This is a genomic window from Ottowia thiooxydans DSM 14619, assembly GCF_000422885.1.
GTDB classification, from domain to species: Bacteria; Pseudomonadota; Gammaproteobacteria; order Burkholderiales; family Burkholderiaceae_C; genus Ottowia; species Ottowia thiooxydans.
In genome coordinates this window covers 45,449-70,888 of sequence record NZ_KE383945.1, presented here as the reverse complement: position 1 = coordinate 70,888, position 25,440 = coordinate 45,449, and the positions used below count along the sequence as shown (strand labels likewise).

20 protein-coding genes are annotated in these 25,440 nt (G+C 61.1%); 13 read left to right on the top strand and 7 right to left on the bottom strand.

What is annotated here, in order from left to right; all coding sequences use genetic code 11:
* The 3 genes from G518_RS39000 to G518_RS0132550 form a co-directional block, all read left to right on the top strand.
* Positions 1-975: IPTL-CTERM sorting domain-containing protein (locus G518_RS39000; protein ID WP_169458037.1), on the top strand; the 975-nt coding region annotated here is incomplete at its 5' end.
* A gap of 207 nt (positions 976-1,182) precedes the next feature.
* A complete protein-coding gene (locus G518_RS0132555) occupies positions 1,183-4,296 on the top strand; it encodes a choice-of-anchor U domain-containing protein (protein WP_028606033.1) in 3,114 nt (1,037 codons plus the stop codon).
* Between the two features lie 462 nt (positions 4,297-4,758).
* Positions 4,759-5,976 (top strand): NHL repeat-containing protein, encoded by a 1,218-nt coding sequence (locus G518_RS0132550; protein WP_169458036.1) that lies wholly within the window; start codon positions 4,759-4,761, stop codon positions 5,974-5,976.
* A gap of 55 nt (positions 5,977-6,031) precedes the next feature.
* Here the strand turns inward: G518_RS0132550 and G518_RS0132545 are convergent, their stop codons facing one another.
* Positions 6,032-7,234, bottom strand: a complete 1,203-nt coding sequence (locus G518_RS0132545) for a CaiB/BaiF CoA transferase family protein (RefSeq protein WP_028606031.1) — start codon at positions 7,232-7,234, stop codon at positions 6,032-6,034.
* Between the two features lie 136 nt (positions 7,235-7,370).
* On the opposite strand from G518_RS0132545, the gene G518_RS0132540 reads away from it, so the two are divergent.
* Together G518_RS0132540 and gshB are read left to right on the top strand one after the other, a co-directional pair.
* On the top strand, positions 7,371-8,561 hold the full coding sequence (locus tag G518_RS0132540; protein ID WP_028606030.1) for a benzoate/H(+) symporter BenE family transporter: 1,191 nt from the start codon (positions 7,371-7,373) through the stop codon (positions 8,559-8,561).
* Entirely contained in the window at positions 8,558-9,508 is a 951-nt protein-coding gene (gshB, locus tag G518_RS0132535) for a glutathione synthase (protein ID WP_028606029.1), read from the top strand. Before G518_RS0132540 ends, gshB begins: the two co-directional genes overlap by 4 nt.
* A 52-nt stretch (positions 9,509-9,560) precedes the next feature.
* Here the strand turns inward: gshB and G518_RS39715 are convergent, their stop codons facing one another.
* Positions 9,561-9,719, bottom strand: coding sequence for a DUF1328 domain-containing protein (locus G518_RS39715; RefSeq protein ID WP_028606028.1), 159 nt, complete (start codon positions 9,717-9,719; stop codon positions 9,561-9,563).
* Between the two features lie 152 nt (positions 9,720-9,871).
* On the opposite strand from G518_RS39715, the gene G518_RS0132525 reads away from it, so the two are divergent.
* Positions 9,872-11,500 (top strand): MFS transporter, encoded by a 1,629-nt coding sequence (locus tag G518_RS0132525; RefSeq protein WP_028606027.1) that lies wholly within the window; start codon positions 9,872-9,874, stop codon positions 11,498-11,500.
* A gap of 7 nt (positions 11,501-11,507) precedes the next feature.
* Here the strand turns inward: G518_RS0132525 and G518_RS0132520 are convergent, their stop codons facing one another.
* On the bottom strand, positions 11,508-12,983 hold the full coding sequence (locus G518_RS0132520) for an aminotransferase-like domain-containing protein (protein WP_028606026.1): 1,476 nt from the start codon (positions 12,981-12,983) through the stop codon (positions 11,508-11,510).
* 174 nt (positions 12,984-13,157) lie between these two features.
* On the opposite strand from G518_RS0132520, the gene G518_RS0132515 reads away from it, so the two are divergent.
* Entirely contained in the window at positions 13,158-13,502 is a 345-nt protein-coding gene (locus tag G518_RS0132515; RefSeq protein WP_028606025.1) for a hypothetical protein, read from the top strand.
* Between the two features lie 48 nt (positions 13,503-13,550).
* Here G518_RS0132515 and G518_RS0132510 read toward each other — a convergent pair whose 3' ends face one another.
* The 3 genes from G518_RS0132510 to G518_RS39710 form a co-directional block, all read right to left on the bottom strand.
* Positions 13,551-14,315: a class II glutamine amidotransferase gene (locus G518_RS0132510; protein ID WP_028606024.1), complete on the bottom strand. Its 765-nt coding sequence runs from the start codon at positions 14,313-14,315 to the stop codon at positions 13,551-13,553.
* 274 nt (positions 14,316-14,589) lie between these two features.
* A complete protein-coding gene (locus G518_RS0132505; protein ID WP_028606023.1) occupies positions 14,590-16,068 on the bottom strand; it encodes an MFS transporter in 1,479 nt (492 codons plus the stop codon).
* 2 nt (positions 16,069-16,070) lie between these two features.
* Positions 16,071-16,295 (bottom strand): cysteine-rich CWC family protein, encoded by a 225-nt coding sequence (locus G518_RS39710; protein WP_084652496.1) that lies wholly within the window; start codon positions 16,293-16,295, stop codon positions 16,071-16,073.
* Between the two features lie 220 nt (positions 16,296-16,515).
* On the opposite strand from G518_RS39710, the gene G518_RS0132500 reads away from it, so the two are divergent.
* The 6 genes from G518_RS0132500 to G518_RS0132475 all read left to right on the top strand — a co-directional run bounded on the left by G518_RS0132500 (position 16,516) and on the right by G518_RS0132475 (position 23,030).
* Positions 16,516-17,001, top strand: coding sequence for an NAD(P)H-dependent oxidoreductase subunit E (locus tag G518_RS0132500; RefSeq protein ID WP_028606022.1), 486 nt, complete (start codon positions 16,516-16,518; stop codon positions 16,999-17,001).
* On the top strand, positions 16,998-18,560 hold the full coding sequence (locus G518_RS0132495; protein ID WP_028606021.1) for a formate dehydrogenase beta subunit: 1,563 nt from the start codon (positions 16,998-17,000) through the stop codon (positions 18,558-18,560). Before G518_RS0132500 ends, G518_RS0132495 begins: the two co-directional genes overlap by 4 nt.
* Positions 18,561-18,580: 20 nt before the next feature.
* A complete protein-coding gene (gene fdhF, locus G518_RS0132490) occupies positions 18,581-21,490 on the top strand; it encodes a formate dehydrogenase subunit alpha (protein WP_028606020.1) in 2,910 nt (969 codons plus the stop codon).
* On the top strand, positions 21,487-22,302 hold the full coding sequence (fdhD, locus tag G518_RS0132485; RefSeq protein WP_028606019.1) for a formate dehydrogenase accessory sulfurtransferase FdhD: 816 nt from the start codon (positions 21,487-21,489) through the stop codon (positions 22,300-22,302). The genes fdhF and fdhD overlap by 4 nt, the downstream gene beginning before the upstream one ends.
* A 3-nt stretch (positions 22,303-22,305) precedes the next feature.
* Positions 22,306-22,524, top strand: coding sequence for a formate dehydrogenase subunit delta (locus G518_RS0132480; RefSeq protein WP_028606018.1), 219 nt, complete (start codon positions 22,306-22,308; stop codon positions 22,522-22,524).
* A gap of 116 nt (positions 22,525-22,640) precedes the next feature.
* Positions 22,641-23,030, top strand: a complete 390-nt coding sequence (locus tag G518_RS0132475; RefSeq protein WP_036596906.1) for a TraR/DksA family transcriptional regulator — start codon at positions 22,641-22,643, stop codon at positions 23,028-23,030.
* Positions 23,031-23,109: 79 nt separating this feature from the next.
* Here the strand turns inward: G518_RS0132475 and G518_RS0132470 are convergent, their stop codons facing one another.
* Positions 23,110-25,332 (bottom strand): malate synthase G, encoded by a 2,223-nt coding sequence (locus G518_RS0132470; protein WP_028606016.1) that lies wholly within the window; start codon positions 25,330-25,332, stop codon positions 23,110-23,112.
* Positions 25,333-25,440 lie beyond the last annotated feature (108 nt).

Below are 25,440 nucleotides of genomic sequence, written 5' to 3'. Positions count from 1 at the left end.
ACGGCGTGGGAGGCAGTAGGTGGGGCCGGGTTTTCGGCTGGTGGGGCTAACAGAACCTCGCTGTCTTTCGGCCCTGATGGCAAGCCCTATGTGGCGTATGGGGACGGTGCCAATGGCAACATCGCCACAGTGATGCGCTGGACGGGAACTATCGCAGTTCCGCAAAGCATCAGCTTCCCGGCGCAAACGGTGGCTAGCCGTGCCCTCGTGGCGGGCAGCACGTTTGAGGTTGATCCTGTGGCGGTGGCCAGTTCAGGCTTGCCAGTGAGCTATGAAAGCACCACACCTGCCGTTTGTACCGTCAGCGGCACCACCATCACCATGACTGGCCTTGGTGCCTGCACGGTGCTGGCGCGTCAAGCAGGCGATGCAGCGTGGCAGCCTGCGCCTGATGCCAGCCAAAGTATCAGCATCTTGGCCAACACCATTTGGAGCGGCTCTATGCCTGGCGTGCCCGGTAACGTGCAGGTGGTGATCACCGGAGCTAGCGCCAGTTGCACCATAGACCCCACGCAGACCGGCTTTGGTGCGGCCACTGCTCAGATGCAGACGGGCTTGCAGGCGCAATATCCTGGAGCCACGCTGCCTAATGGAGTGTTTTCCTTCCGAGCCACTGGATGCGCAGGCGACACGCTGACAGTCACCATCACTTACCCGGAGGCAGTGGCCGCTCAGAACCTATTGCTCAAGTGGGGCCCGCCCTCCAGCGGCCAGGCCAGCAGTTGGTTCAACCCAGGCGTGTCGGTGTCTGGCGGGCGCACAGTCGTGAGCTATACGGTCACCGATGATGGCGCAGGCGATTCTGAGACCACGCAGCCAGGTGTCATCGCGGACCCATTTGCCGTGGTGCAGCTCGCCGCCAGCGCGAGCGTGATAGCACCCATACCAGTGCCTACGCTGCATCAATGGATGCTGTTGCTGATGGCGGCTGCTGCGGCGTTGATGGGTGCGCGTGCACTGCGGCGCGCTGCCTGAGGTTCAGTTCAATCACCCGGGATTGCTCAAACTGCAATTATGAGCAATGCAAAAGGATGGATACGGAGTTGGGAGCCCTTAAAAACCCCCCTCATGTAGCCCAATCGGGCTACATACAAACGCGTTGCAAAACGTTCAAATCAGGTAACTGAATTTATTTCAGGCGAGGCACGGAGATCCATGCCCAGAAATACCGGTGGGGGGAACATGACTTCATTAAAAAAACAGGAACTGTTTCAGGAGCACACCCGTTGTGTCGGCTCGGTTTTGTGGAATGGTTGGCTGCGCCTGCTAGGGGTTTTAGGGTTGTTGCTCGCGGTGCTGGCACCTGCGGCCAATGCGCAGTCCATCACGGATCCATGGGAGCGGGTGGGGGGGGTACCGTCGTTGGTCGTGGGTCGGGCGGATTACACCTCGCTTGCTTTCGGACCTGATGGCAAGCCCTATGTGGCTTATCAGGACAATTCCAATGGCAACAAAGCCAGGGTGATGCGTTTGAACAGCGCGGGCACGTCGTGGGAGGCAGTAGGCGGGGCAGGGTTTTCAGCGGGTTGGGTTAGATACACCTCGCTTGCTTTCGGCCTTGATGGCAAACCCTATGTGGCTTATATGGACGAGGCCAACGGCTACAAAGCCAGCGTGATGCGTTTGAACAGCGCGGGCACGGCGTGGGAGGCAGTAGGTTCGGCTGGGTTTTCGGCGGGTGTGGCTGAGTACACCTCGCTGGCTTTCGGCCCTGATGGCAAGCCCTATGTGGCTTACCGGGACGGTGCCAATGGTGGCAAAGTCAGTGTGATGCGTTTGAACAGCCCGGGGACGGCGTGGGAGGTTGTAGGTGGGGCAGGTTTTTCGGCGGGTGAGGTGCTATCCACCTCGTTGTCTTTCGGCCCTGATGGCAAGCCCTATGTGGCGTATCGGGACGAGTCCAATGGCAACAAAGCCAGCGTGATGCGGTTGAATAGCGCGGGTATGGCGTGGGAGGCAGTAGGTGGGGCGGGGTTTTCGGCGGGTTGGGCTGATAACCCCTCGCTGTCTTTCGGCCCTGATGGCAAGCCCTATGTGGCTTATCGGGATGGTGCCAATGGCCTCAAAGCCAGCGTGATGCGTGTGAATAGCGCGGGTACGGCGTGGGAGCTTGTAGGTGGGGCAGGGTTTTCAGCGGATGGGGCGTATTTCACCTCTCTGACGTTCGGCCCTAATGGCACGCCCCATGTGGCTTTTCGGGACGCTGCCAATGACCACAAAGCCAGCGTGATGCGTTTGAACAGCGCGGGCACGGCATGGGAGGCAGTAGGTGGGGCAGGATTTTCGGCGGGTGTGGTGTTTGACACCTCGCTAGCTTTCGGCCCTGATGGCAAGCCCTATGTGGCTTATCGGGACGAGGCCAATGACAACAAAGCCCGTGTGATGCGTTTGAACAGTGCGGGTACGGCGTGGGAGGCAGTTGGTGGGGCGGGGTTTTTGGCGGGTATAGCTCAGTACACCTCGCTGTCTTTCGGCCCTGATGGCAAGCCCTATGTGGCTTATCAAGACGGTGCCTATGGCAACAAAGCCAGCGTGATGCGTTTAAACAGCTTGGGCACAGCGTGGGAGGCAGTAGGCGGGGCAGGGTTTTCAGCGGGTGAGGCTCACCACACCTCGCTGTCTTTCGGCCCTGATGGCAAGCCCTATGTGGCTTATCGGGACGGTGCCAATGGCAACAAAGCCAGCGTGATGCGTTTGAACATTGCGGGCACGGCGTGGGAGGCAGTAGGTGGGGCTGGGTTTTCGGCGGGTGCGGCTAACCAGACCTCGCTGACTTTCGGCCCTGATGGCAAGCCCTATGTGGCACATACGGACGGTGCCAATGGCCTCAAAGCCAGTGTGATGCGTTTGAACAGCCTGGGCACGGCGTGGGAGGCGGTCGGTGGGGCTGGGTTTTCTGCGGATTGGGCGTTATACATCTCGCTGTCTTTCGGCCCTGATGGCAAACCCTATGTGGCTTACCAGGACAGGGCCAATGGCTACAAAGCCAGCGTGATGCGTTTGAACAGCGCGGGCACGGCGTGGGAGGGTGTCGGTGGGGTAGGTTTTTCGGCGGGTGTGGCTCTGTACACCTCGCTGTCTTTCGGCCCTGATGGCAAGCCCTATGTGGCTTATCGGGACAGTGCCAACGGCAACAAAGCCAGCGTGATGCGTTTGAATAGTGTTGGCACGGCGTGGGAGGCAGTAGGTGGGGCAGGGTTTTCGGCGGGTGGGGCTGAGTACACCTCGCTGTCTTTCGGCCCTGATGGCAAGCCGTATGTGGCTTATCGGGACAGTACCAACGGCGACAAAACCAGCGTGATGCGTTTGAGCAGCGCGGGCACGGCGTGGGAGGCAATAGGTGAGGCAGGGTTTTCGGCTGGTGGGGCTGAGGACACCTCGCTTGCCTTTGGCCCTGATGGCAAGCCCTACGTCGCCTACCAGGATTTTGAGAACGGCAGAGTCGCTGCAGTGATGCGCTGGACGGGAACTATCGCAGTTCCGCAAAGCATCAGCTTCCCGGCTCAAACGGTGGCCAGCCGTGCCCTCGTGGCGGGCAGCACGTTTGAGCTTGATCCTGTGGCGTTGGCCAGTTCTGGCCTGCCAGTGAGCTATGAAAGCTCTACACCTGCGGTCTGTACGGTCAGTGCTACAACGGTCAGCATGGTCGGTCTTGGTGCCTGCACGGTGTTGGCTCGTCAAGCAGGCGATGCAGCTTGGCAGCCTGCGCCTGATGTCAGCCAAAGCATCAGCCTATCGGCCAACACCAGCTGGAGCGGCACTATGCCTGGCGTGCCCGGTAACGTGCAGGTGGCGATCACCGGCGGCAGCGCCAGCTGCACCATAGACCCCACGCAGACTGGCTTTGGTGCGGCCACTGGGCAGATGCTGACGGGCTTGCAGGCGCAATATCCTGGAGCCACGCTGCCAAACGGAGTGTTTTCCTTCCGGGCTTCTGGATGCGCAGGCGATACGCTGACAGTCACCATCACTTACCCGGAGGCGGTGTCGGCTCAGAATTTATTGCTCAAATGGGGCCCAGCCGCCAGCGGCCAGGCCAGCAGTTGGTTCAACCCAGGCGTGTTGGTGTCTGGCGGGCGCACAGTCGTGAGCTATACGGTCACCGATGATGGCGCAGGCGATTCTGAGACCACGCAGCCAGGTGTCATCGCGGACCCATTTGCCGTGGTGCAGCTCGCCGCCAGCGCGAGCGTGTTAGCACCCATACCGGTGCCTACGCTGCATCAATGGGTGCTGCTGCTGATGGCTGCTGCTGCGGCGTTGATGGGTGCGCGTGTCTTGAGGCGCACTGCCTGAGGTTCAGTCCTGCCCCTGAGCTGAGGCGGCTGAAGTGGCCGACATAGCAACCCGCGCTAGTTACATCGACTCCCCCTGAGTCACTTACGCCCCTTCCCCGTGGGGGGACGTAGCCAGTTCCGCGGCTACTTCGAATTGGTCAGCTTTGCGGCCATCTGGCGATCCTCGCCAGAAGCTGGACCGAGTGCTTGCCTGGCATTTTGGGCCTGTGTAATCGCTGAGAGCCAATCTAGCAAGATGGCCTCACGTCTGCAAGTTCGATTGAGTTACCTGCGGGGTCGGAGGAGGCGCATCTGAATTCCTATCTCGCTGGCGTGACGTCGGCGACGGCTAAGCGTCAGCGTTGGCTCACTGCTTATGGAGTGGCACAAGCTCCTTGGCCCCGTGCGGCCTGGGAGTTATGGAAGCTCATTGCAAAAAAGAGTACTATTGTTTATATTTTTAGATCGTATTTTTTGTATTATGAATTTGAACTTGCCTCCAGCTTGTCCTGGCTCTCCTGCCGCTGTGATGCTCAACCTCTGTCGTCGCTGGATGGGGTTCGCGTGCTTGTTATGGGCGTTGCAGTTTTTGGTGGCCTGTGGACAACTCGCTACAAATTCGTGGGAAGTGGTGGGCGCGAAAGGGTTTTCAGAGGGCCCGGCGTCTTTCACTTCGCTGGCGCTGGGTCTTGACGGCAGGCCCTATGTGGCCTATATGGACGGCGCCCGTGGTGATAAAGCCACCGTGATGCGTTTGAACGTGGCTGGCACAGCTTGGGAAACTGTAGGTGGGGCAGGATTTTCGGAGGGCGGGGTATATGACATCTCGTTGGCCTTCGCCCCTGACGGCCAGCCCTATGTGGCCTATCAGGACGGTGCCCATCGCGGCAAAGCCAGCGTGATGCGATTGAACAGTGCTGGCACGGCGTGGGAGACCATCGGTGGGTCAGGGTTTTCCGAAGGTACTGTGTCTGACACCTCACTGGCCTTCGGCCCTGACGGCAGGCCTTACGTAGCCTTTATGGACTATGGAATACGTGGCAGAGCCCGCGTGATGCGTTTGAACGGCGCGGCTACGGAGTGGGAGAGTGTGGGGGGAGCAGGGTTTTCTGCAAATGTGGCGGTTTTTACCTCACTGGCGTTCAGCCCTGAAGGCAAGCCTTATGTGGCTTATGCAGACACTGCTCATGGCGGCAAAGCCAGTGTGATGCGATTGAACAGCATGGGCACGGCGTGGGAGAGCGTGGGTGGGGCAGGTTTTTCCGCCGGGAATGCCGTTTCTCCCTCGCTCGCGTTCGGCCCTGAAGGCAAGCCCTATGTGGCATATGCAAGCGAGGCCAATGGACACAAGGCGAGCGTAATGCGATTGAACAGCGCCGGCACGGCGTGGGAGGCCGTGGGTGGGGCCGGTTTCTCCGCAGGTGCAACTAGTAACACCTCGCTGGCGTTCGGCCCTGACGGCAAGCCGTATGTCGCTTATACGGACATTGCCAATGGCTACAAAGCCAGCATGATGCGATTGACCAGCGCGGGCACGGCGTGGGAGACCGTGGGTGGCGCAGGATTTTCGGCGGACGAGGCAACTTACACCTCGCTGGCTTTCGGCCCTGATGGCAAGCCCTACGTGGGTTTTTGGGATAACGCCAATGGCGGCAAAGCCAGTGTGATGCGCTGGGTAGCCCCTGGTTTGGACGGCTAACGCACCCACTTCACGGGACAGGCCTCGGTGGAAAAGCAACCGCCTATCCACCTTCTCATTGAATGATCTTCTTCTCGCGCAAGCGCCCAATCTGCTCGCGCGAAAGGCCCATCTCGCTTAGCACCGCATCCGTATCGTCACCCACGTGCGGAGCGTTGGAGCGCACGCTTCCAGGGGTGACCGACAGCTTGGGCACGATGCCGGGGACCTCGATGGTATAGCCGTCCCGGGTGGTCTGCTCCAGGATCATGTCGCGTGCTCGGTAGTGCGGGTCTTCGGCAATGTCTTTGGCCGTGTAGACCTTTCCAGCGGGTACGCGAGCTGCCGCAAGCTCAGTGGTCACGGTCAGTACAGTGCGGGTCTGGGTCCAGGTGCCAATGGCGGCATCAATCTCTGCCACCCGGGCCACACGGCCTGCGTTGTCTGCCAGATCGGGGGCTTGGCCCAGATCATCACGGCCGATGGCTTGCATCAATCGTTTGAAGATGCTGTCTCCATTGCCCGCCACCAGCACCCAGCCATCCTGGCAAGGGTAGGCGTTGGAGGGGGCAATGCCTGGAAGCGCACTGCCTGCGGGTTCGCGCACGGCCCCAAAAGCACTGTATTCAGGAAGCAGGCTTTCCATCACGTTGAACACTGCCTCGTGCAAGGCCACATCCACCACCTGTCCCAGCCCGCCCTGCACCTTGCGATGGTAGAGCGCCGTTAGCACGCCGATCACGCCATGCAGCGCCGCCAGCGTGTCGCCAATGGAAACACCCACGCGCACCGGAACACGGCCCGGCTCGGCAGTGAGGTGGCGCAGGCCTCCCATGGCTTCGCCTACAACGCCAAAACCGGGCAGATCGCGGTAGGGGCCGGTCTGGCCATATCCGGATATGCGCAGGATCACCAAGCCAGGGTTGAGCGCGTGCAACTGCTCGGGAGACATGTCCCAACCCTCCAGGGTGCCGGGCCGAAAATTCTCAACCAGAACGTCAGCTTCGGCGATGAGTTGTCGCGCCAGCGCCTGCCCTTCAGCCTGGCGAAGATCAAGCGCCAGCGAACGCTTGTTGCGCGACTGCACCTGCCACCATACCGAAGTGCCGTTTTTGAGCAGACGCCAGTTGCGCAGCGGATCGCCTGTGCCGGGCGGCTCGATCTTGATCACTTCGGCGCCGAACTCGCCCAGCGTCTTGCTGGCAAAAGGCCCTGCAATCAGCTGGCCCATCTCGATCACGCGCACACCGGCTAGGGCGGCAAGGGTGGGGCTGGTCATGTGCTCTGTCTCCTCGGTCGGGGCGCGGGTTGGTGCAAATGACGCATTTTCTCTTGTCGTCGATGAGCCTGTCGCCACACGCCGATCCAGGGCTGACTGAGCATGGCGTCCCCCAATCCCTTTTAAGATTCGAAAGATGCGCTTCTTTCGTGACTTGACCCTCTCCACCTTCACTGCCGGCGTAGTCGCCGTGCTGGTGGCATTTGCCAGTTCGGTGGCCGTGATTTATCAGGCTGCTCAGGCTTTGGGGGCCACACCGGCGCAAGTGACTTCCTGGGTCTGGGCGCTTTCGATCGGGATGGGGCTTTGCACCGTGATCCCCTCGCTCATACTGAAAAAGCCAGTCATGATCGCCTGGTCTACGCCGGGGGGCGCGGTGGTGGCCACGGCGGCCATGGCGGGCGGCTTCACTATGGCGGAGGGTATTGGCGCTTTCCTCATGGGGGCGGTGCTCATCGTGCTGGCCGGTGCCACGGGCTGGTTTGAACGGGTGATGAACCGTATTCCCATGGCGCTCGCTGCGGCCCTGTTGGCCGGCGTGTTGGGCAGGTTTGCGCTGGACGCGTTTTCAGCCGCGCGCACGGCACCTGCGCTGGTCGTTCTGATGTTGTTGGCTTACCTGCTGTCGCGCAGGCTGGCTCCGCGCTACGCCGTGGTGCTTACCCTGCTGGTGGGCGTTGGGCACGCCGCCGTGACCGGGCACTTGCAATGGGCGGGCGTTAGCCTGGAGCTCGCCCGGCCGGTGTTCACCATGCCGGCCTTCAGCGTCAGTGCGTTCATGAGCATTACGCTGCCGCTTTTCGTGGTCACCATGGCTTCACAGAATCTGCCCGGCGTTGCAGTGATCAGAGCTTCGGGCTACGACATGCCGATTTCCCGCCTGATCACCATGACGGGGGTAGCTACTTTCATTTTTGCGCCTTTTGGGGGCTATGCGCTCAACCTGGGAGCGATCACTGCAGCCATCTGCACAGGCCCCGGGGCGCATGAGGATCACAGCAAGCGCTACACCGCCGCAGTGGTGTGCGGCGTGTTCTATCTTGTCATTGGTCTGTTCGCAGGGGTCATTACCGGGCTGCTCATGGCTTTTCCAAGTGAGTTAGTGCTTGCTATCGCCGGATTGGCCTTGCTTGGTAGTATTGGTGGTGGGCTGGCTCAAGCCTTGGCGCAAGAAAATGAACGCGAAGCAGCCTTGATCACCTTTCTGGTTACCCTCTCCGGGGTGGCAATAGCCGGAGTCGGCTCGGCCTTTTGGGGAGTGGTGGCCGGCAGCATTGCGCTGTTTGTGCAACAGTACGGGCGCAAACCCCGGAATCCATCACCATGAAACTGCTTTTTGTCGCTGATCCCCTCGAGGCTTTCAAGACCTACAAGGACACCACCTTCACCATGATGCGCGAGGCTACTCGCCGCGGACACACCATTGCGGCCTGCGAGCCACGCCACATGCATTGGGAAAGCGGCCAGAAGGTGCGCGCTAAAGTAAGGGAAATCGTTCTCACCGGCCAGGAAGACGTTTGGTTTACCGAGACTGCCGTGCGTGACGCTGAGGTTGCAGAGTTCGACGCCGTGCTCATGCGCAAGGACCCCCCCTTCGACGCTGAATTTATCTACGCCACCCATTTGCTGGAGCAGGCAGAGCGAGAAGGTGCCTGTGTGATCAACCGCCCCCAAGCCCTGCGTAACCATCCTGAAAAATTGGCCGTGATGGAGTTCCCCCAGTTTGTGGGCCCCACTTTGGTCACTCGTTCATCGGAAGACGTCCGGCGTTTTCATGCCGAACATGGAGACATCATTCTGAAGCCCCTGGACGGCATGGGCGGCATGGGTATCTTCCGCGTGGGTCCCGATGGGCTGAACCTCGGCTCCATCACGGAAACGCTTAATCACAACGGCGCCACCACCTTTATGGTGCAGAAATTCCTGCCAGAGATTTCAGAGGGTGATAAGCGCGTCATCATCATCAATGGCGAACCCGCGCCGTTCGTGCTGGCCCGCATTCCCCAAGGTACCGAAGTGCGTGGCAACCTGGCTGCTGGGGGTAAAGGGGTAGCCCAGCCCATCACTGACTCCGATCGGGCGACTGCGCGGGCCATTGGACAGGTGCTCAGCGCCCGGGGGCTCTTTCTCATAGGCCTGGACATCATCGGTACCAAGGTGACGGAGATTAATGTCACCAGTCCCACAGGTTTCCGCGAAATCCTGGACCAGACAGGTTGCGATGTGCCTGCTCTCTACATCGACGCCGTAGAAAAGGCTGCGCAGGGGCGTTAACCCCTCGCAGCCTTTGCGTGGAACAGGTTTAGTCTGATCTCCAGCTTGATCCCTACCGTTTCCGGCCAAAGATAAGGCTGGCGACGGCGAGGATCAGAAAGACGATAAACAGGATTTTCGCGATGCCTGCGGCGCCGGCTGCAATGCCTCCAAAGCCAAACACGGCAGCCACGATGGCGATGATGAAGAAGACGACAGCGTAGTGCAACATAATGGATTTTCTCCGTGTGTTTGTAAGTGCCTCCATGATGAGGCGCTGACAGAGCATTGCGAAGTGGCTGAGTTCCGCGCACGGTTGTGAGTTTGAAGGCTGTTTCCTTGTAGGAAATCCTTGATCGCCGGCAGGGACTATCATTGGCTTTCATGCCTGATTCCCACAGCCCGGCTAACTCCTCCGCCGCTTCGCCCTCTCGTGATCTCGGCCCCTTGGCGCCGTTCGAGCACCGCATCTTTCGCATGCTGTGGGGCACCTGGTTGATCGCCAATCTGTGCATGTGGATGAACGACGTGGCCTCAGCCTGGCTGATGACCACACTCACGTCCAAACCCATATGGGTGGCGCTGGTCCAGACGGCGGCCACGCTGCCGGTGTTTCTCATCGGGCTGCCTTCAGGAGCGCTGGCAGATATTCTGGATCGCAAACGCTTTCTGGTGTTCACCCAGGTGTGGGTGGCGGTGGTGGGCAGTGTGCTGGCCGTGGCGGTTTTCTCCGGCCTCATGACACCGCCGCTGCTCCTTCTGCTGATCTTTTTCAATGGCATTGGGCTGGCGCTGCGTTGGCCGGTGTTTTCCGCCATCGTGCCGGAATTGGTTCCACGCCATCAACTGCCGGCGGCGCTTGCCCTCAATGGTGTCTCCATGAATGCGTCGCGCATTCTGGGGCCGCTGGTGGCCGGTACCATCATCGCTGCATTGGGAAGTGCCTGGGTGTTCGTGCTCAATGCCGTGCTGTCGGTAGTGGCTGCGGTGGCCATCACACGCTGGAAGCGTGAGCACAAGCCAGATCCCTTGGGGCGCGAGCGGCTCACGGGGGCGATGCGTGTGGGCTTGCAGTATGTCGCCCAGTCTTACCACCTCAAGGGCGTGCTGGCCCGTGTGGCGATCTTTTTCTTTCATTCCACGGCGTTGATGGCGCTGCTGCCATTGGTTGCGCGGGACGTCAAAGGAGGGGCTGCAGGCACCTTCACTGTGTTGCTGGCGGCCATGGGGGCTGGGGCGGTGGCATCCACCTTTGCGCTACCGCGCTTGCGCCAAGGCTTCTCCCGTGATCGCCTGGTCATGGTGGGCGCCTGCACTCAGGCTGTGACCATGGGGGTGATGGCCTTCAACACCAACATCTGGCTGGGCGTTCTGACCATGGCCGTTTGTGGCGCTTCCTGGATCACTACGGCCAATTCACTCAATGTAGCGGCGCAGATCAGCCTGCCCAACTGGGTGCGGGCTCGGGGTATGTCCATGTACCAAATGGCCATCATGGGCTCCAGCGCGCTGGGCGCGGCGGTGTGGGGCCAGATAGCCACCTGGAGCAGCGTGCCAGCCGCTCTGGCGGTGAGCGCAGCCAGCGCTGCCGCCGTGATGGCTTTCGTGTGTTGGCGCTGGCCGGATCGCGGCGTGATCGAAGATCCCACTCCCGCAGGTCCGCTGCCCTTGCCCAAAGTGAACGCGCCTCCAGAAAGCGGGCACGTGCTGGTCACCATTGAATACCAGATAGATCCTGCCAACGCGGCAGCCTTTCGCGCGCTGATGGAAGAAAGCCGCCGCTCCCGTTTGCGCCAAGGTGCGTTGGCTTGGGACCTGCTTTCAGATATCAATGACCCTGGGCGCTTTGTCGAGGTGATTGAAGACGCCTCATGGCCCGACCACCTGCGCCGTTTTGACCGTACCAGCGTAGCGGATGCAGCCTTGCGTGACCGCAAGTTGGCCTATCACGTGGGCGAGAGCCCGCCTGTCGTTCGGCGCGCGGTGCGAGAGAGCACGGTACGGAGCCCGTAAACACGCTCTAAGCCGTATTCGCCAGCGTCCCCACCATCTGCCCCAACCGCGCAAACGCGTGGTCGATTTCCGGGGTGAATGGCCAGCCGCAGTTCACCCGCAGGTTGCTGTCGAAACGGCTGGAATTGGTGAAAATGGTGCCCGGTGCAATCACCAGTTTTTCGGCCAATGCGGCGTGGAACAAGGTGGTCGCCGATAAGCCCTGTGGCAACTCCACCCACAACGACAAGCCCCCGCGCGGCACCGTAAGCCGGGTACCCGCAGGGAAGTAGCGTGATACGGCCTGAGCGGTTTGCGCCCGCTGTGTTACCAGGGTGGCACGCAGCCGCCGCAGGTACCGGTCATACGCGGCGGAACCTATAAAGCTTGCCGCAGCCAGTTGGGCCAGGCGCTCGTTACCGCGTGAGGCGGCAAACTTGAGCATCTCCACCCGCGCCTTCCAGCGTCCGCCGCTGATCCAGCCCAGCCGCAAGCCGGGTGCCAGGTGTTTGTGCAGGGACGCGCAGTGCAACACGTGGCCGCTGTCGTCCCAAGACTTGATGGCACGCAATGGCTCCTCGCGGAACACGGCATCGTCCACCAGCGCGCTGTAGGTGTCGTCTTCGATCAGCGCCACGTCTTGCTGCTGGCACAGGCGAAGCAATGCTTGCTTGTGGGCGTTGGGCATGATGCTGCCCGTGGGGTTTTGCAGGTACGGCACGACTACCACGGCCTTGATACCAGGGGTGGTTCGCAGTGCCAGCTCCACCGCATCGACCGAGATCCCGGTGCGTGGGCTGGTGGGAATCTCCAGTGCCTTCAAGCCCAGGCTTTCCAGCGTCTGCAGCAGGCCGTAGAACGCGGGCGACTCCACTGCAATCGTGTCACCGGAGTTGGCCACGGCGCGCAGCGCCAGATTGAGTGCCTCGGTACAGCCATTGGTCACCTGAATGTCGCTGGCTGACAGGCGCATGCCTGCGCTCAAAGCGCGCTGAGCCAGCACTTCGCGAAACTCCAGGCTACCCTGTGGCGGCGCAGCGCGCACAAGTTGGTCCGGGTGCTGGCGAAGGCTGCGCAGGGCCGCCTGTTGGAGCGCATCCGCCGGATACAGCTCGGGCGCGCAACGCGCCACCGACAGGTTAATCTTGAAGCGCTGCAGCCGTCCCAATGCGAGAAATTCTGACACCTTGGCGTGGATGCCCACATATTGCGCGGCATCGGGCGCGCGCTGCATGGGCGGGTCTTTCACGGGGGCCAGTAGCCCCCGCGTAGGCTGGCGCACAAAGTAGCCCGAGCGGGGCCGTGCCTCCAGCCAGCCCTCACTCTCCAGTAGGCGGCAGGCTTGCATGGCGGTGGTCAAGCTCACCATATGCTGCGCCATCAGCGCGCGCAGCGAGGGCATGCGCTGGCCCGGCAGCAAGCTGCCCGCTTGAATCGCCCCACGGCAGTGGTCGGCCAGCAGCTGGTATTTGGGCAAAGAGGCGGCGAGAGCAGATGCGGTCATGGGAACTCGATCATGCGCGGGGCGGTATGGGAAGAACAGGTACAGACCGGTTCAAAAAGAACCATAACAGAGCCGGGATTTCTGAACTGCTTCGTATCAGATGGCACAAGGCTGTGGCTGTTCGCGGTGGCTGGCTGATCCTACGCTGGAGGCCTGTTCACAAGGAGTTATTCCATGGCACACACAGCCCTTTCGCAACCCCTGTTTTGCCTTCAACTGCGGCCTGGCCAAAAGGCATGGGAACGCCTGCCTCGCAAGGCAGATATCACGGTAACAGAAGGCAGCATCGTGGTGCACCAGCGGCTGTGGCTGGCAGGCACCTGGGTGCACCTGCCGGTGGTGGTAGGGGCCGGCGAGCAGCTCCGCGTGGCCGCGGGTGGATGGGTGGAGATGGAGGCGATGGGCGCGGCGCGAGTGCACTGCATGGCGGCGCTTGCGTGGTGGCAGATCGGATGGCTGGGGCGGGCATTGCGGCGGGTGGACCCCATCACAAAGGCTTCCTGGTTACCCACCGCATAAATCGGGCCCGACTACCCCTGCACATGTGCACGCAACCGGCCGTGCGTCTCAGGGAAGGGTCGATCCGTTGACGAACACTTTTAACTCCCCCGGTGCGAAAGGCGTCCAGGCCTCATCGCATGTCAGGGGGGCCGTGGCCACCAGCGCCACGCGGTCGTTGGGTGTGGTGTGCTCTGCAAAGTTCACTGCCAAATCTTCATCCGAAAGCCGGGCGGTGGCGAACGGGTGCTGGCGCAGGATATAGCAAAGTTTGGTGGAGGCGTGGGCCCAGAGTGCCTCGCCATTTGAAAGCAGAAAATTGAAAGTGCCGAAGCGGGCTACCTGAGGCACCAGCTCGGCCAGCGTGCGCGTGAGCTCTTCTACAGGCGGTACGCTGGCATGGGCCTTGGCCAACTCTTGCATCAGCCAGCAGAAAGCCTGTTCGCTATCGGTCGATCCCACGGGGCGAAATTGGCCATGCAGGCGCGGGGCGTAGTCTTTCAGGTCGCCATTGTGGGCAAACACCCAATAGCGGCCCCATAACTCGCGCACGAAGGGGTGGCAGTTCTCCAGCCTTACCTCGCCCACAGTGGCCTTGCGGATGTGGGAGATGACGTTCTTGCTCTTGATCGGGTAGCGACGGATCAGGTCGGCAACGGGAGAAGCCGAGGCTGCCGTGGGGTCAACGAACAGGCGGACTCCCCGCTCCTCAAAGAAAGCGATGCCCCAGCCATCCGCATGATGGTCCGTGAGGCCACCGCGCTGAGCAAAGCCCGCGAAGGAGAAGGTCACGTCCGTCGGCGTGTTGCAGTTCATTCCCAGTAGCTGACACATATTCTTCTAGTCTAAGGCAAGGCCACGATCGACCGCTGCGACGGATAGCGCATGTAGATGAGCGTTTTTTGTTGCCGGGCCGCCCCAAAACAAAAAGCACCCCCTTTGGGGGCAGCGAACCACGCGGAGCGGGGAGCGTGGGGGTCCTATTTTTGTTGCCGAGCCGCCCCAAAACAAAAAGCACCCCCTTGGGGGCAGCGAACCACGCGGAGCGGGGAGCGTGGGGGGCCCATTTTTGGTGGTGATCAGCTCTGGCGAATACTTAGGTATATTTTTATGCCCGGCTATGGGGCCCCAGAGAGCGCGCCGCCAGCATCGCCAGCGCGCAAAGGGCCGCCAGCATGAGAAACACCTCATTGAACGCCGCCAACCGGGCCGCCACGTTTTCGCCGCTGGTCAGCGAAGCGCCGTAAGCCGCGAGTCGCCATTCCAGCACGATGCCGCACAGGCTCACACCCGCCGCGCCGCCCAGCATGCGCAGGAAGTTGATCACGCTGGAGGCTTGGGAGATCAGGTCGTTCTCCAGGCCCCGCATGGCGCCCAGATTGAGGGAAGGCAAAATGAAACCCAGGCCGATGCGCCCCACCGCGCTGTAGGCGATCAGCAGCCATAAACTGGCGCTGGGGCCAATGGTGACCATCATCGAAAACGAAAGCGCCAGAATCGCCAGCCCTATGCTCACCAATCCGTTGGCAGGAAGCCGATCGGCCCAGCGTGAGACGAGCGCAATGGTTCCAGCCAGTATCAGCCCTGCCGGCAACATGACGCTGCCCACGGTGGAGGCAGACAAACCCAGCCCCATTTGCATGTACACCGGAAGCAGGTAGGTGGAGCCAAAGAGCGCCGTGCCATAGATAGCGGCCACCAGACTGCCCATGGCGAATGGTCTCCACCTGAAAAGGTGAAGGTTCATCAGGGGCGCCTGACCAAGCCGCGTGCGGCGGGCCTGCCACCACACGAAGGCACCGAAGCAAGCGGCAGCAAATGCCAGGACGCTTGCAGCATGTAGTGGGGTTTCGGAACGTACGGACACCAGGCCATCCAGCAGGCTCAAGGTGCCCAGAGTGCCGAGCACCAGACCCAGCCAATCCAGTGACTCGCTGCGGGTGGCCAATGCGCCGCCGGGCGCCGTGGTGGGCACATAGCGCCGGCCCATCCATAGGGAGCCCAGGCAAAAGGGCACCACCATGAAGAAAATGGATCGCCAGCCGAACCAGTCCACCAAAATTCCGCCTATGGATGGCCCCAGCGCCGGTGCCAGCACAACACCGGTGGTGAACAGGCCGAGGGCGCGGCCCTGCTCGTGCGGCTGGAAGGCGCGCATGATGATGATGGCGGGAATGGGCTGCACGACCCCGGCCGCCAGTCCTTCCGCCACACGTGCGGCCAGCACCAGGTTGAAGCTCTGGGCGAAGCCACCAACGATGCCCCCCGCCATCAAAAGCCACATGCAGCCAGCGTAGGTGGCTCTATAACCAAAGCGTGCCAGCAGCCACGGCGTGGTCAGCATCGACACCGTCATGGCCACCATGAAGCCGCTGGTCACCCATTGCGCGCGTTCCTGTCCCAAAGCGAACTGATGAGACAAGCCAGGGATGGCCACATTCACTACGGTGGACGACATCACCGACGCCACGGTGCCCATCATGACGGCCATTAACAGCAGCCAGCGATATCGCTCACCGTAGCGTGCGCGCAGCGCTTCGCCTGAATGAGGGTGCGGTGCGTTGGGCTCGGGGGCGCTGGCTGACATGTTCAGGCCAGGCTCGCGGCGTTTTCCGAACAGGCCAGGCAGATACAGGCTGTTCCGCGGCTCTCGGCAGGAACCTGATCGAGCAGAGCAGGCGGGAAACTAGCCTGCATGCACCAGCACGCTTCTTGGGGTTGACCGGTGGCGCGTTCTACTTCCATGGCACATTGGTTGGCCTGCCCACAGAGGGGGCAATGCGTGGCGGGATTCGCGGCTCTGGCAGACGTCATACGGTTGGTATTTTGCGGGATGACGCAGGCGGGCTTCGCAACGTAGGCGACAAAGCGGTCTTTTGCATCAGGGCCGCGGGTGTTGGATGCGCCAGGCGTTCACCTGATCAGGGGCTCGCTCTGGGGTCTGCGGCTTTGGTCGTATATACCCTTTTTGCCCCTGATCAAGCCTGGATGGTCATAATTACGAGGATAACCCGCTGACAGAGTTCGCCCCACCATGAATGCTCGTTCCCTTGCCGCAGCGCCGCTGGATTGCGTTGCGGGCCTCGTTGCTGTCCACCGAGACCGCCCCGGTGCGCTTTTGCCCTTGCTGCACGATATTCAAGATGCGCTGGGCTATGTGCCAGCCGCCGCTGTAGAGCCTATAGCCGTCGCGTTGAATCTCTCACGAGCTGAAGTGCATGGAGTGCTTACGTATTACCACCACTTCCGTACCGAACCCGCAGTGGGCGTAGTGGTGCAAGTGTGCCGAGCCGAAGCTTGCCAGGCCTGTGGTTCCGAAGCGCTGTTTGCCCACGCAACGCAGACCCTGGGGAGCAGCACCGGCGGAACATCCACTGAAAAAGCCTATTCGGTGGAGTCAGTCTATTGCCTGGGCTTGTGCGCTTCTTCTCCGGCCATGCAGGTTGGAGACAAGCTGCACGCTCGTATGACCCCTGAAAAATTTGACCGCGTCATCGCCGCACACGGAGCAGCGGCATGAGTTCAGTCACAAGAATTTTCGTGCCACGAGACTCAGCGGCCTTGGCCGTTGGAGCCGATGAGGTGGCGCAGGCCCTGGCATCCGAATGCGCGCGCCGTGGCCATCCCGTGCAGATCGTGCGCAACAGCTCTCGTGGCATGTTTTGGCTGGAGCCCATGCTGGAGGTGGAAACGCCGCAAGGCCGGGTGGCCTATGGCCCCGTGGAGCCAGAAGACGTTTCCTCTCTGCTGGATGCCGGGGCTCTGACGGGTGGCAACCATCCCCTTGGGCACGGCTTGACCGAAGCCATGCCCTATCTTGCCAAGCAGGAGCGCCTGACTTTCAAGCGCATGGGTATCACCGATCCGCTGTCTTTGAGTGACTACGAGGCCCATGAGGGCTGGGCAGGCCTGAAGCGTGCCGTTGCGCTGGAGGGCGCTGCCGTCGTGGCGGAAGTGCTCGATTCCGGCCTGCGTGGCCGCGGAGGTGCGGCTTTCCCCACGGGTATCAAGTGGCAAACTGTGCATAGAGTGCAAGCGCCGCAGAAATATGTGGTCTGCAACGCGGATGAAGGCGACTCCGGCACCTTCTCTGACCGCATGACACTGGAGGGCGATCCCTACATGCTCATCGAGGGCATGGCTATCGCCGGCTTGGCCGTAGGCGCTACGCAGGGTTATATCTACATCCGCTCCGAATATCCCCACGCGGTGGCCGTGATGGCCGAAGCCATTGCCCATGCCACGGCCGCAGGTTATCTGGGCGAGAGCGTGCTGGATACGGGCCGCGCCTTTCACCTGGAAGTGCGCAAGGCGGCCGGTGCCTATGTGTGCGGTGAAGAGACCGCCATGCTGGAAAGCATCGAAGGCAAGCGCGGCGTGGTGCGCGCCAAACCGCCGCTGCCGGCTATTGAAGGCCTATTCGGCCAGCCCACCGTCATCAACAACGTCATCAGCTTCGCCACCGTTCCGATCATCCTCGCGCGTGGCGCGGCGTTCTATCGTGATTTCGGTATGGGCCGCTCGCGCGGTACGCTGCCCTTTCAGATCGCTGGCAACATCCGCCATGGTGGCCTGGTGGAAAAAGCCTTTGGCCTCACGCTGCGTGAGCTGGTGTTCGATTTCGGCGGCGGCACACGTTCTGGCCGGCCTGTTAAAACCGTGCAGGTGGGGGGGCCGCTTGGTACCTATCTGCCAGAGTCACAGTGGGATATCCCGCTGGACTACGAGGCCTATGCAGCCGTTGGCGCGGTTGTGGGCCACGGCGGCTTGGTGGTGCACGACGACACGGCGGATATGGCCGCGTTGGCGCGCTACGCCATGGAATTTTGCGCGCTGGAGTCCTGTGGCAAGTGCACACCTTGCCGCATTGGCTCCACTCGCGGCGTGGAAGTGATTGACCGCATCACCAAGCGGCAAGACCATGCTCGCCAAGTTGATCTATTGCGGGATTTGTGCGACACCATGGTGCATGGCAGCCTGTGCGCCATGGGGGGTATGACCCCTTATCCGGTCCTGTCCGCCTTGAACCACTACCCGGCAGATTTCGGCATAGAGGCCGTAGCCCCGGCAGCCCATTGAGAAGAAGTCAGGAGACCACGATGCTCTATCACCACAATCCTGAAATCGATCATGGCACGCCCGCCGTGATCTCATCCGAGACCGTTACCCTGGAGATCGACGGCGCAGATATCACTGTGCCCAAAGGTACCTCGCTCATGCGGGCCGCCTTGGATGCTGGTGTACAGGTGCCCAAGCTATGCGCCACAGATAGCCTCGATCCCTTTGGCTCCTGCCGCCTGTGTCTGGTGGAGATCGAGGGCCGCCGTGGCTACCCGGCTTCTTGCACCACGCCCGCTGAAGCGGGCATGAAGGTGCGCACGCAAACTCCCAAGCTGCAGCAACTGCGCAAAGGGGTCATGGAGCTTTACATCTCCGATCACCCGCTCGATTGCCTGACTTGTGCGGCCAACGGCGATTGCGAGCTGCAAGACATGGCGGGTGTGACCGGCCTGCGAGAAGTGCGCTATGGAGTGGGCGCGCAGTATGGCGGCAAGCACCACCTGGGCCTGCAGAAAGACGAATCCAATCCGTACTTCACCTACGACCCCGCCAAGTGCATTGTCTGCAATCGGTGCGTGCGTGCGTGCGAGGAAACCCAAGGCACTTTTGCACTGACCATTTCCGGGCGTGGCTTTGAAAGCCGTGTTTCAGCCGGCCAGGATCAGTCTTTCATGGAGAGTGATTGCGTGAGCTGCGGGGCCTGTGTGCAGGCCTGCCCCACCGCCACTCTGCAGGAAAAGAGCGTGATCATGCTCGGCCAGGCTGAGCACAGCGTCATCACCACCTGCGCTTATTGCGGGGTGGGCTGCGGCTTCAAGGCTGAGATGAAGGGCAATGAAGTCGTGCGCATGGTCCCCTGGAAAGACGGCAAGGCCAATGAGGGCCATAGCTGCGTCAAGGGTCGCTTCGCGTGGGGCTACACCACGCACAAAGACCGCATCACCAAGCCCATGATCCGCGACCGCATCACGGACCCTTGGCGCGAGGTGAGTTGGGACGAAGCCATCGGGTATGCCGCTCGCCGCTTCCGCGAGATTCAGGCCACGCATGGCCGCGACTCCGTCGGTGGCATCACCTCCAGCCGTTGTACCAACGAAGAAACCTATCTGGTGCAAAAGCTGGTGCGCGCCGCCTTCGGCACCAACAACGTCGATACCTGCGCACGCGTGTGCCACTCTCCCACCGGATATGGCCTGGGGCAGACCTTCGGCACCTCGGCTGGTACGCAGACCTTCCAGTCGGTGGACCACGCTGACGTGATCATGGTCATTGGCGCCAACCCCAGCGATGCACACCCCGTGTTTGCCTCGCGCATGAAAAAACGCCTGCGCGGCAAAGGCCATGGAGACGGTGCTCGCCTGATCGTGGTCGATCCCCGCCGTATCGATCTGGTCAGCAGCCCCCATGTGCGGGCCGAACACCACCTGGCCTTGCGGCCCGGCACCAACGTGGCCATCATCACCGCCCTGGCCCACGTGGTGGTCAATGAAGGCCTGGTGAATGAAGCCTACGTGGCTGAGCGCTGCGATGCCCGTAGCTTTGAGCAATGGCGCGAGTTCGTAGGGCGGGAAGAAAACTCTCCCGAAGCTCTGGAGATCTCCACGGGTGTGCCGGCTGCTGAAGTGCGTGCCGCCGCGCGTTTGTATGCTGCCGGCCCCAATTCCGCTATCTATTACGGGCTGGGTGTGACCGAGCATGCCCAGGGCTCCACCATGGTCATGGGTATCGCCAACCTCGCCATGGCTTGCGGCATGGTGGGCCGTGAAGGTGTGGGTGTGAACCCACTGCGCGGTCAGAACAATGTACAGGGCAGCTGCGACATGGGCAGCTTTCCGCATGAGCTGCCTGGCTACCGCCATATATCTGACACCACCGTGCGCACGCAGTTCGAAGCTGCCTGGGGCGTGGAGCTCAACCCAGAGCCCGGCCTTCGAATTCCCAACATGTTCGAAGCGGCGATTGGCGGCACCTTCAAGGGCTTGTACTGCCAGGGCGAAGACATCGCCCAATCGGATCCCAATACTCAGCACGTTTCCCAGGCACTCGGGGCCATGGAATGCATCGTTGTGCAAGACATCTTCCTCAACGAGACCGCCAAGTTCGCCCATGTGTTGCTGCCCGGCAGTTCCTTCCTCGAGAAAGACGGCACCTTCACCAATGCCGAGCGCCGCATTTCGCGTGTCCGGCAGGTGATGCCGCCCATGCCTGGGCTGGCTGACTGGGAAGTGACGGTGCGTCTGTCCAATGCCTTGGGCTATCCCATGCATTACGACCATCCCGAGCAAATCATGCAGGAGATCGCGGAGCTGACGCCATCGTTCCGTGGTGTGAGCTACGAGGCCATCGAGCGCTTGGGCAGTTTGCAGTGGCCCTGCAATGAAAGCACACCTGCCGCTGGCACGGCCATCATGCATGAGGGCGGTTTTGTGCGCGGCAAGGGTCGCTTCTTCATTACGCAGTACATCCCTAGCGACGAAAAGGTCACGCGCCGGTTCCCGCTCTTGCTCACTACCGGGCGTATTCTTTCCCAATACAACGTGGGCGCGCAGACGCGTCGTACGCCCAATAATCTTTGGCACGACGAGGACCGCCTGGAACTCCACCCCGAAGATGCGAAAGAGCGTGGCGTAGTCGAAGGCGATTGGGTAGGCATCACCAGCCGCGCGGGCCAGACCGTGTTGCGTGCGAAGGTGAGCGATCGCATGCAGCCGGGCGTGGTCTACACCACCTTCCATTTCCCGGAATCTGGCGCCAACGTCATCACCACGGACAGCTCCGACTGGGCCACCAATTGCCCCGAATACAAAGTCACGGCAGTACAGGTCAACAAGGTGGCGCAGCACTCTGACTGGCAGCGCGATTACGCCGCGTTCAACCAACAACAACTGGACTTGCTGGCTCATGCGCAAGAGCAGGCCCCGGCCGACGTCGGCGTTCCTGCGAAATGACCCTTCCCGCTGGCGTGCGGTCTGCCGGCGTGGTGGTGCACGGGAGTCCGGATGCGCGTGCGCAGTCGGATTGGCTGGCGGAAGAGGTGCCGGTGGCCCTTGTCTTCAACGGCATCTCGCACGCCGTCATGATGGCCAGCCCTTCCGATCTGCATGATTTTGCGCTGGGTTTTGGCATCACGGAGGGGCTGCTGGCGCATCCAGGCGAGTTGTACGGCTTGGAAGTGTCAGAGTCTGCAGATGGAATCTCGGTGCACCTGTCGGTGGCGGCGGCCTGTGAATGGCGTCTCAAAGAGCGCAGGCGCACCTTGGCCGGCCGTACGGGGTGTGGCCTGTGCGGTACAGATAGCCTGGCGGAGGTGCGCCGTACCCTGCCTGCCTGCCCTGTAGTCACTTTCACCGCTGCGGCCTTTGGACACGCCTTGCAAGCCTTGTCTGCACAGCAGGCCATCCAACATCTCACAGGCGCCACTCATGCAGCTGCCTGGTGTGCTCCCAACGGAGAGACGCTCATCGTGCGCGAAGACGTGGGGCGTCACAATGCACTGGACAAAGTGGCCGGCGCTCTGCTGCGTAGCCCGTGGCTAGGCACGCCAGGCTTCGCCTGCATTACCAGTCGGGCGAGCTTTGAGATGGTGCAAAAGGCCGCCATGATGGGTGCCGGCGCTCTAGCCGCCGTTTCTGCACCCACGGCAATGGCTGTCGATACCGCCAAGGCCTGTGGTTTGCCGCTGGCAGGCTTTCTGCGCGGTGAAAATTTTGTGGCTTACGCCTTCCCGGAACGCCTCGGCCTGAGAAACCTGCTTACTTGATTCATGGACACTGAAAACCTTGCCAACATGGCCAACCGCATTGGCCAATTCTTCGAATCCCTGCCGGATCGAGAGGAAGCGCTGGACAGCATCGCCAATCACATCCTCTTGTACTGGGAGCCGCGTATGCGCCGGGCAATCGTGGGCTACGCAGGAGAGGCGAGCACCAGCCTGTCGCCCATCGTCGCCGAAGCCTTGCGTGTGCATGGCCATCGGCTTTAGGGGGATTAAGGTTCTTGACCTTTTGGCTTGGCAAAGATCAAGGACAGGCTCTTAAAGCGGATGTTATGGTGGGGGATCAGCGTTGACGCTACATATCCCTATCAGGAGACATCCCCATGACCCAGAATTTGACCTTGACTGCACCTCAGCTGAATGAGTTGAAAGACCAGCTACTGGCTCGCCGCAAGGAGCTGGCTGGGCAGATGGAGCAAAACATCGCCAACTTGGCGCCAACCGAAAATACCGCAGGCAGCGTGTCCCAAGATGACAACGCACGGCTGGCCAATCAGACACGGGAAGTCGATCAAGCGCTCACCTCGCTGGATGAACAAGAGTTGATTCGCATCGATCGCGCGCTAGAAGCGATCGAGGACGGCAGTTACGGCGAATGCGATGAATGCGGTTGCTCTATTCCATTTGAGCGCCTGAAGATTGAGCCCATGACCCAGCACTGCGTGGCATGCAAATCCAAGCGGGAGCAAAAGCAGGGCAGCGTCCGCGCCTGATGCGAACCTGCTTTCAAGAGTAAAAAGATCTGCCATCAAAAACGGCGCCCTCGGGCGCCGTTTTTGATGGGCTTAGGCTTTAAGCCTTGCCGCTTTTCACCTTCTGCCGCCATGCATGCAGCAAAGGCTCGGTATACCCGCTTGGCTGCTCGACACCCTTGAACACCAGGTCGCAGGCAGCCTTGAACGCCGCAGACTTCTTGAAGTTTCCGTCCATAGGCCGGTAGAGACGGTCGCCCGCGTTCTGTTGGTCCACCAGTGCCGCCATGCGCTCAAGAGTCGCCTTGACCTGAGCCTTGGTCACCACACCATGCAACAGCCAGTTGGCCATGTGCTGGCTGGAGATGCGCAGCGTGGCGCGGTCTTCCATCAGGCCGATATTGTGGATATCAGGGACTTTGGAGCAACCCACGCCCTGGTCCACCCAGCGCACCACATAGCCCAGAATGCCCTGTGCATTGTTGTCCAACTCCTGTTGGCGCTCGGCGGGTGTCCACTTGGCCTCGGGCGCCACGGGAATGGTCAGCAGACCGGTCAACAGCTCATCGCGAAGAGCCTTGGCGTTGGCTTGCGCCAGCTCATTTTCAAGTTGCTTTTGCACATCGCTCACCAACACCTGGTGGTAGTGCATGGCGTGCAGAGCGGCTCCCGTAGGGTTGGGCACCCAGGCGGTGTTGGCCCCTGCTTTTGGATGGCCGATCTTCTGCTTCATCATTTCCGCCATCAGATCAGGTGCAGCCCACATGCCCTTGCCGATCTGCGCCTTGCCACGCAAGCCGCAAGCCAGGCCAACCAGTACGTTGTTGCGTTCGTAGGCCTGGATCCAGGCGCTGGTCTTCATATCGCCTTTGCGATAGACGGGGCCAGCCTGCATGCAGCTGTGCATCTCGTCGCCCGTGCGATCGAGGAAGCCGGTGTTGATGAACGCCACGCGCGCCTTGGCAGCCTCAATACAGGCCTTCAGGTTGACGCTGGTGCGGCGCTCTTCGTCCATGATGCCCAGCTTGACGGTGTTCGCGCGCAGGCCAAGTACTTTCTCGACCCGGCCAAACAGCTCACTGGCAAACGCCACTTCTGAAGGGCCGTGCATCTTGGGTTTGACGATGTAGACACTGCCGGTGCGTGAGTTGCGAATGCCATTCGCACCCTTGCCCTGCAGGTCATGCATGGCGATGGCGGTGGTCACGGCGGCATCCATGATGCCTTCCGGGATCTCTTTCCACTGGCCTGCCGAATCCTTCCACTGAATGGCCGGGTTGGTCATCAGGTGGCCCACATTGCGCACGAACATCAGCGAGCGGCCGTGCAGCGTGACGTTGGCTTTGCCGTTTGGCGCGGTGTAGACGCGGTCAGGGTTCAGACCGCGCGTCAAGGTTTTGCTGCCCTTCTTGAATGACTCGGTCAAAGTGCCATTCAGAATGCCCAGCCAGTTGCGGTAGCCAATCACCTTGTCCTGCGCGTCGACTGCGGCCACGGAGTCTTCGAGATCAAGAATGGTCGAGACGGCTGCTTCCACCACCAGGTCGCTGAGCCCGGCCGGATCGTTCTTGCCAATGGGCGATTTGTGATCGATGCGGATATCCAGATGCAGGCCGTTGTGCACCAGCAAGACCGAAGCAGGTGCCTTGGCCTCACCCTGATAGCCCAGAAACTGGCTGTTGTCGGCCAACTTGCTGCTCTTGCCGCTCTTGAGTTTGACCACCAACTCTCCGTCTTTCACCACGTAGCCGGTAGAGTCTACGTGGGAACCTCTCTTCAGCGGCGCGGTGCGGTCGAGCACATGGCGCGCCCATTCAATGACTTTGGCGCCCCGGCGGGCGTTGTACTTGACGCCTTTTTCCAAGCCTTTGGTTTGCGGGATCACGTCGGTGCCGTAGAGCGCGTCGTACAGGCTGCCCCAGCGCGCGTTGGCGGCATTGAGCGCGTAACGGGCATTGAGGATGGGAACCACCAGTTGCGGGCCGGCTTGCAGGGCCAGCTCCTCATCCACATTGGTTGTGGTGATCTGCACTTTGCCGGGATCAGGTACCAGATAGCCAATGCCTTCCAGGAAGGCGCGGTAGGCACGCATGTCCTTGATGGGGCCTGGATTGGCGCCATGCCAGGTGTCCAGCTCCTTCTGCAGGCGATCACGCTCGGCCAGCAAGGCGGCGTTCTTGGGTGCCAGCTCGGTCACGAGGGTAGAAAATCCCTGCCAGAAATCACCTTGGGAAACACCCACGCCAGGCAGGACTTCCTGGTTGAGAAAGTCGAAGAGTTCGGTGGCGACTTGCAGGTCGTGGATCTTGGTGCGTGAAGTCATGCTGAATCAAATGGTTGTGAAGAGAGATGAATCAACTCTTCTGGATGGGACGTCAAATAATATTCGATTTGTTTTCCGCACAAAAGACATCTAAAAATAGAAAAACCT

Bases quoted from the DNA above. Each gene is read 5' to 3' on its own strand.
- G518_RS0132540 (WP_028606030.1), top strand. From the start codon at position 7,371: ATGCGCTTCTTTCGTGACTTGACCCTCTCCACCTTCACTGCCGGCGTA.
- G518_RS0132475 (WP_036596906.1), top strand. From the start codon at position 22,641: ATGACCCAGAATTTGACCTTGACTGCACCTCAGCTGAATGAGTTGAAA.
- G518_RS0132495 (WP_028606021.1), top strand. From the start codon at position 16,998: ATGAGTTCAGTCACAAGAATTTTCGTGCCACGAGACTCAGCGGCCTTG.
- G518_RS39715 (WP_028606028.1), bottom strand. From the start codon at position 9,719: ATGTTGCACTACGCTGTCGTCTTCTTCATCATCGCCATCGTGGCTGCC.
- G518_RS0132525 (WP_028606027.1), top strand. From the start codon at position 9,872: ATGCCTGATTCCCACAGCCCGGCTAACTCCTCCGCCGCTTCGCCCTCT.
- G518_RS39710 (WP_084652496.1), bottom strand. From the start codon at position 16,295: ATGACGTCTGCCAGAGCCGCGAATCCCGCCACGCATTGCCCCCTCTGT.
- G518_RS0132550 (WP_169458036.1), top strand. From the start codon at position 4,759: ATGAATTTGAACTTGCCTCCAGCTTGTCCTGGCTCTCCTGCCGCTGTG.
- fdhD (WP_028606019.1), top strand. From the start codon at position 21,487: ATGACCCTTCCCGCTGGCGTGCGGTCTGCCGGCGTGGTGGTGCACGGG.
- G518_RS0132510 (WP_028606024.1), bottom strand. From the start codon at position 14,315: ATGTGTCAGCTACTGGGAATGAACTGCAACACGCCGACGGACGTGACC.
- G518_RS0132520 (WP_028606026.1), bottom strand. From the start codon at position 12,983: ATGACCGCATCTGCTCTCGCCGCCTCTTTGCCCAAATACCAGCTGCTG.
- G518_RS0132515 (WP_028606025.1), top strand. From the start codon at position 13,158: ATGGCACACACAGCCCTTTCGCAACCCCTGTTTTGCCTTCAACTGCGG.
- fdhF (WP_028606020.1), top strand. From the start codon at position 18,581: ATGCTCTATCACCACAATCCTGAAATCGATCATGGCACGCCCGCCGTG.
- G518_RS0132500 (WP_028606022.1), top strand. From the start codon at position 16,516: ATGAATGCTCGTTCCCTTGCCGCAGCGCCGCTGGATTGCGTTGCGGGC.
- G518_RS0132470 (WP_028606016.1), bottom strand. From the start codon at position 25,332: ATGACTTCACGCACCAAGATCCACGACCTGCAAGTCGCCACCGAACTC.
- G518_RS0132555 (WP_028606033.1), top strand. From the start codon at position 1,183: ATGACTTCATTAAAAAAACAGGAACTGTTTCAGGAGCACACCCGTTGT.
- G518_RS0132480 (WP_028606018.1), top strand. From the start codon at position 22,306: ATGGACACTGAAAACCTTGCCAACATGGCCAACCGCATTGGCCAATTC.
- G518_RS0132545 (WP_028606031.1), bottom strand. From the start codon at position 7,234: ATGACCAGCCCCACCCTTGCCGCCCTAGCCGGTGTGCGCGTGATCGAG.
- gshB (WP_028606029.1), top strand. From the start codon at position 8,558: ATGAAACTGCTTTTTGTCGCTGATCCCCTCGAGGCTTTCAAGACCTAC.
- G518_RS0132505 (WP_028606023.1), bottom strand. From the start codon at position 16,068: ATGTCAGCCAGCGCCCCCGAGCCCAACGCACCGCACCCTCATTCAGGC.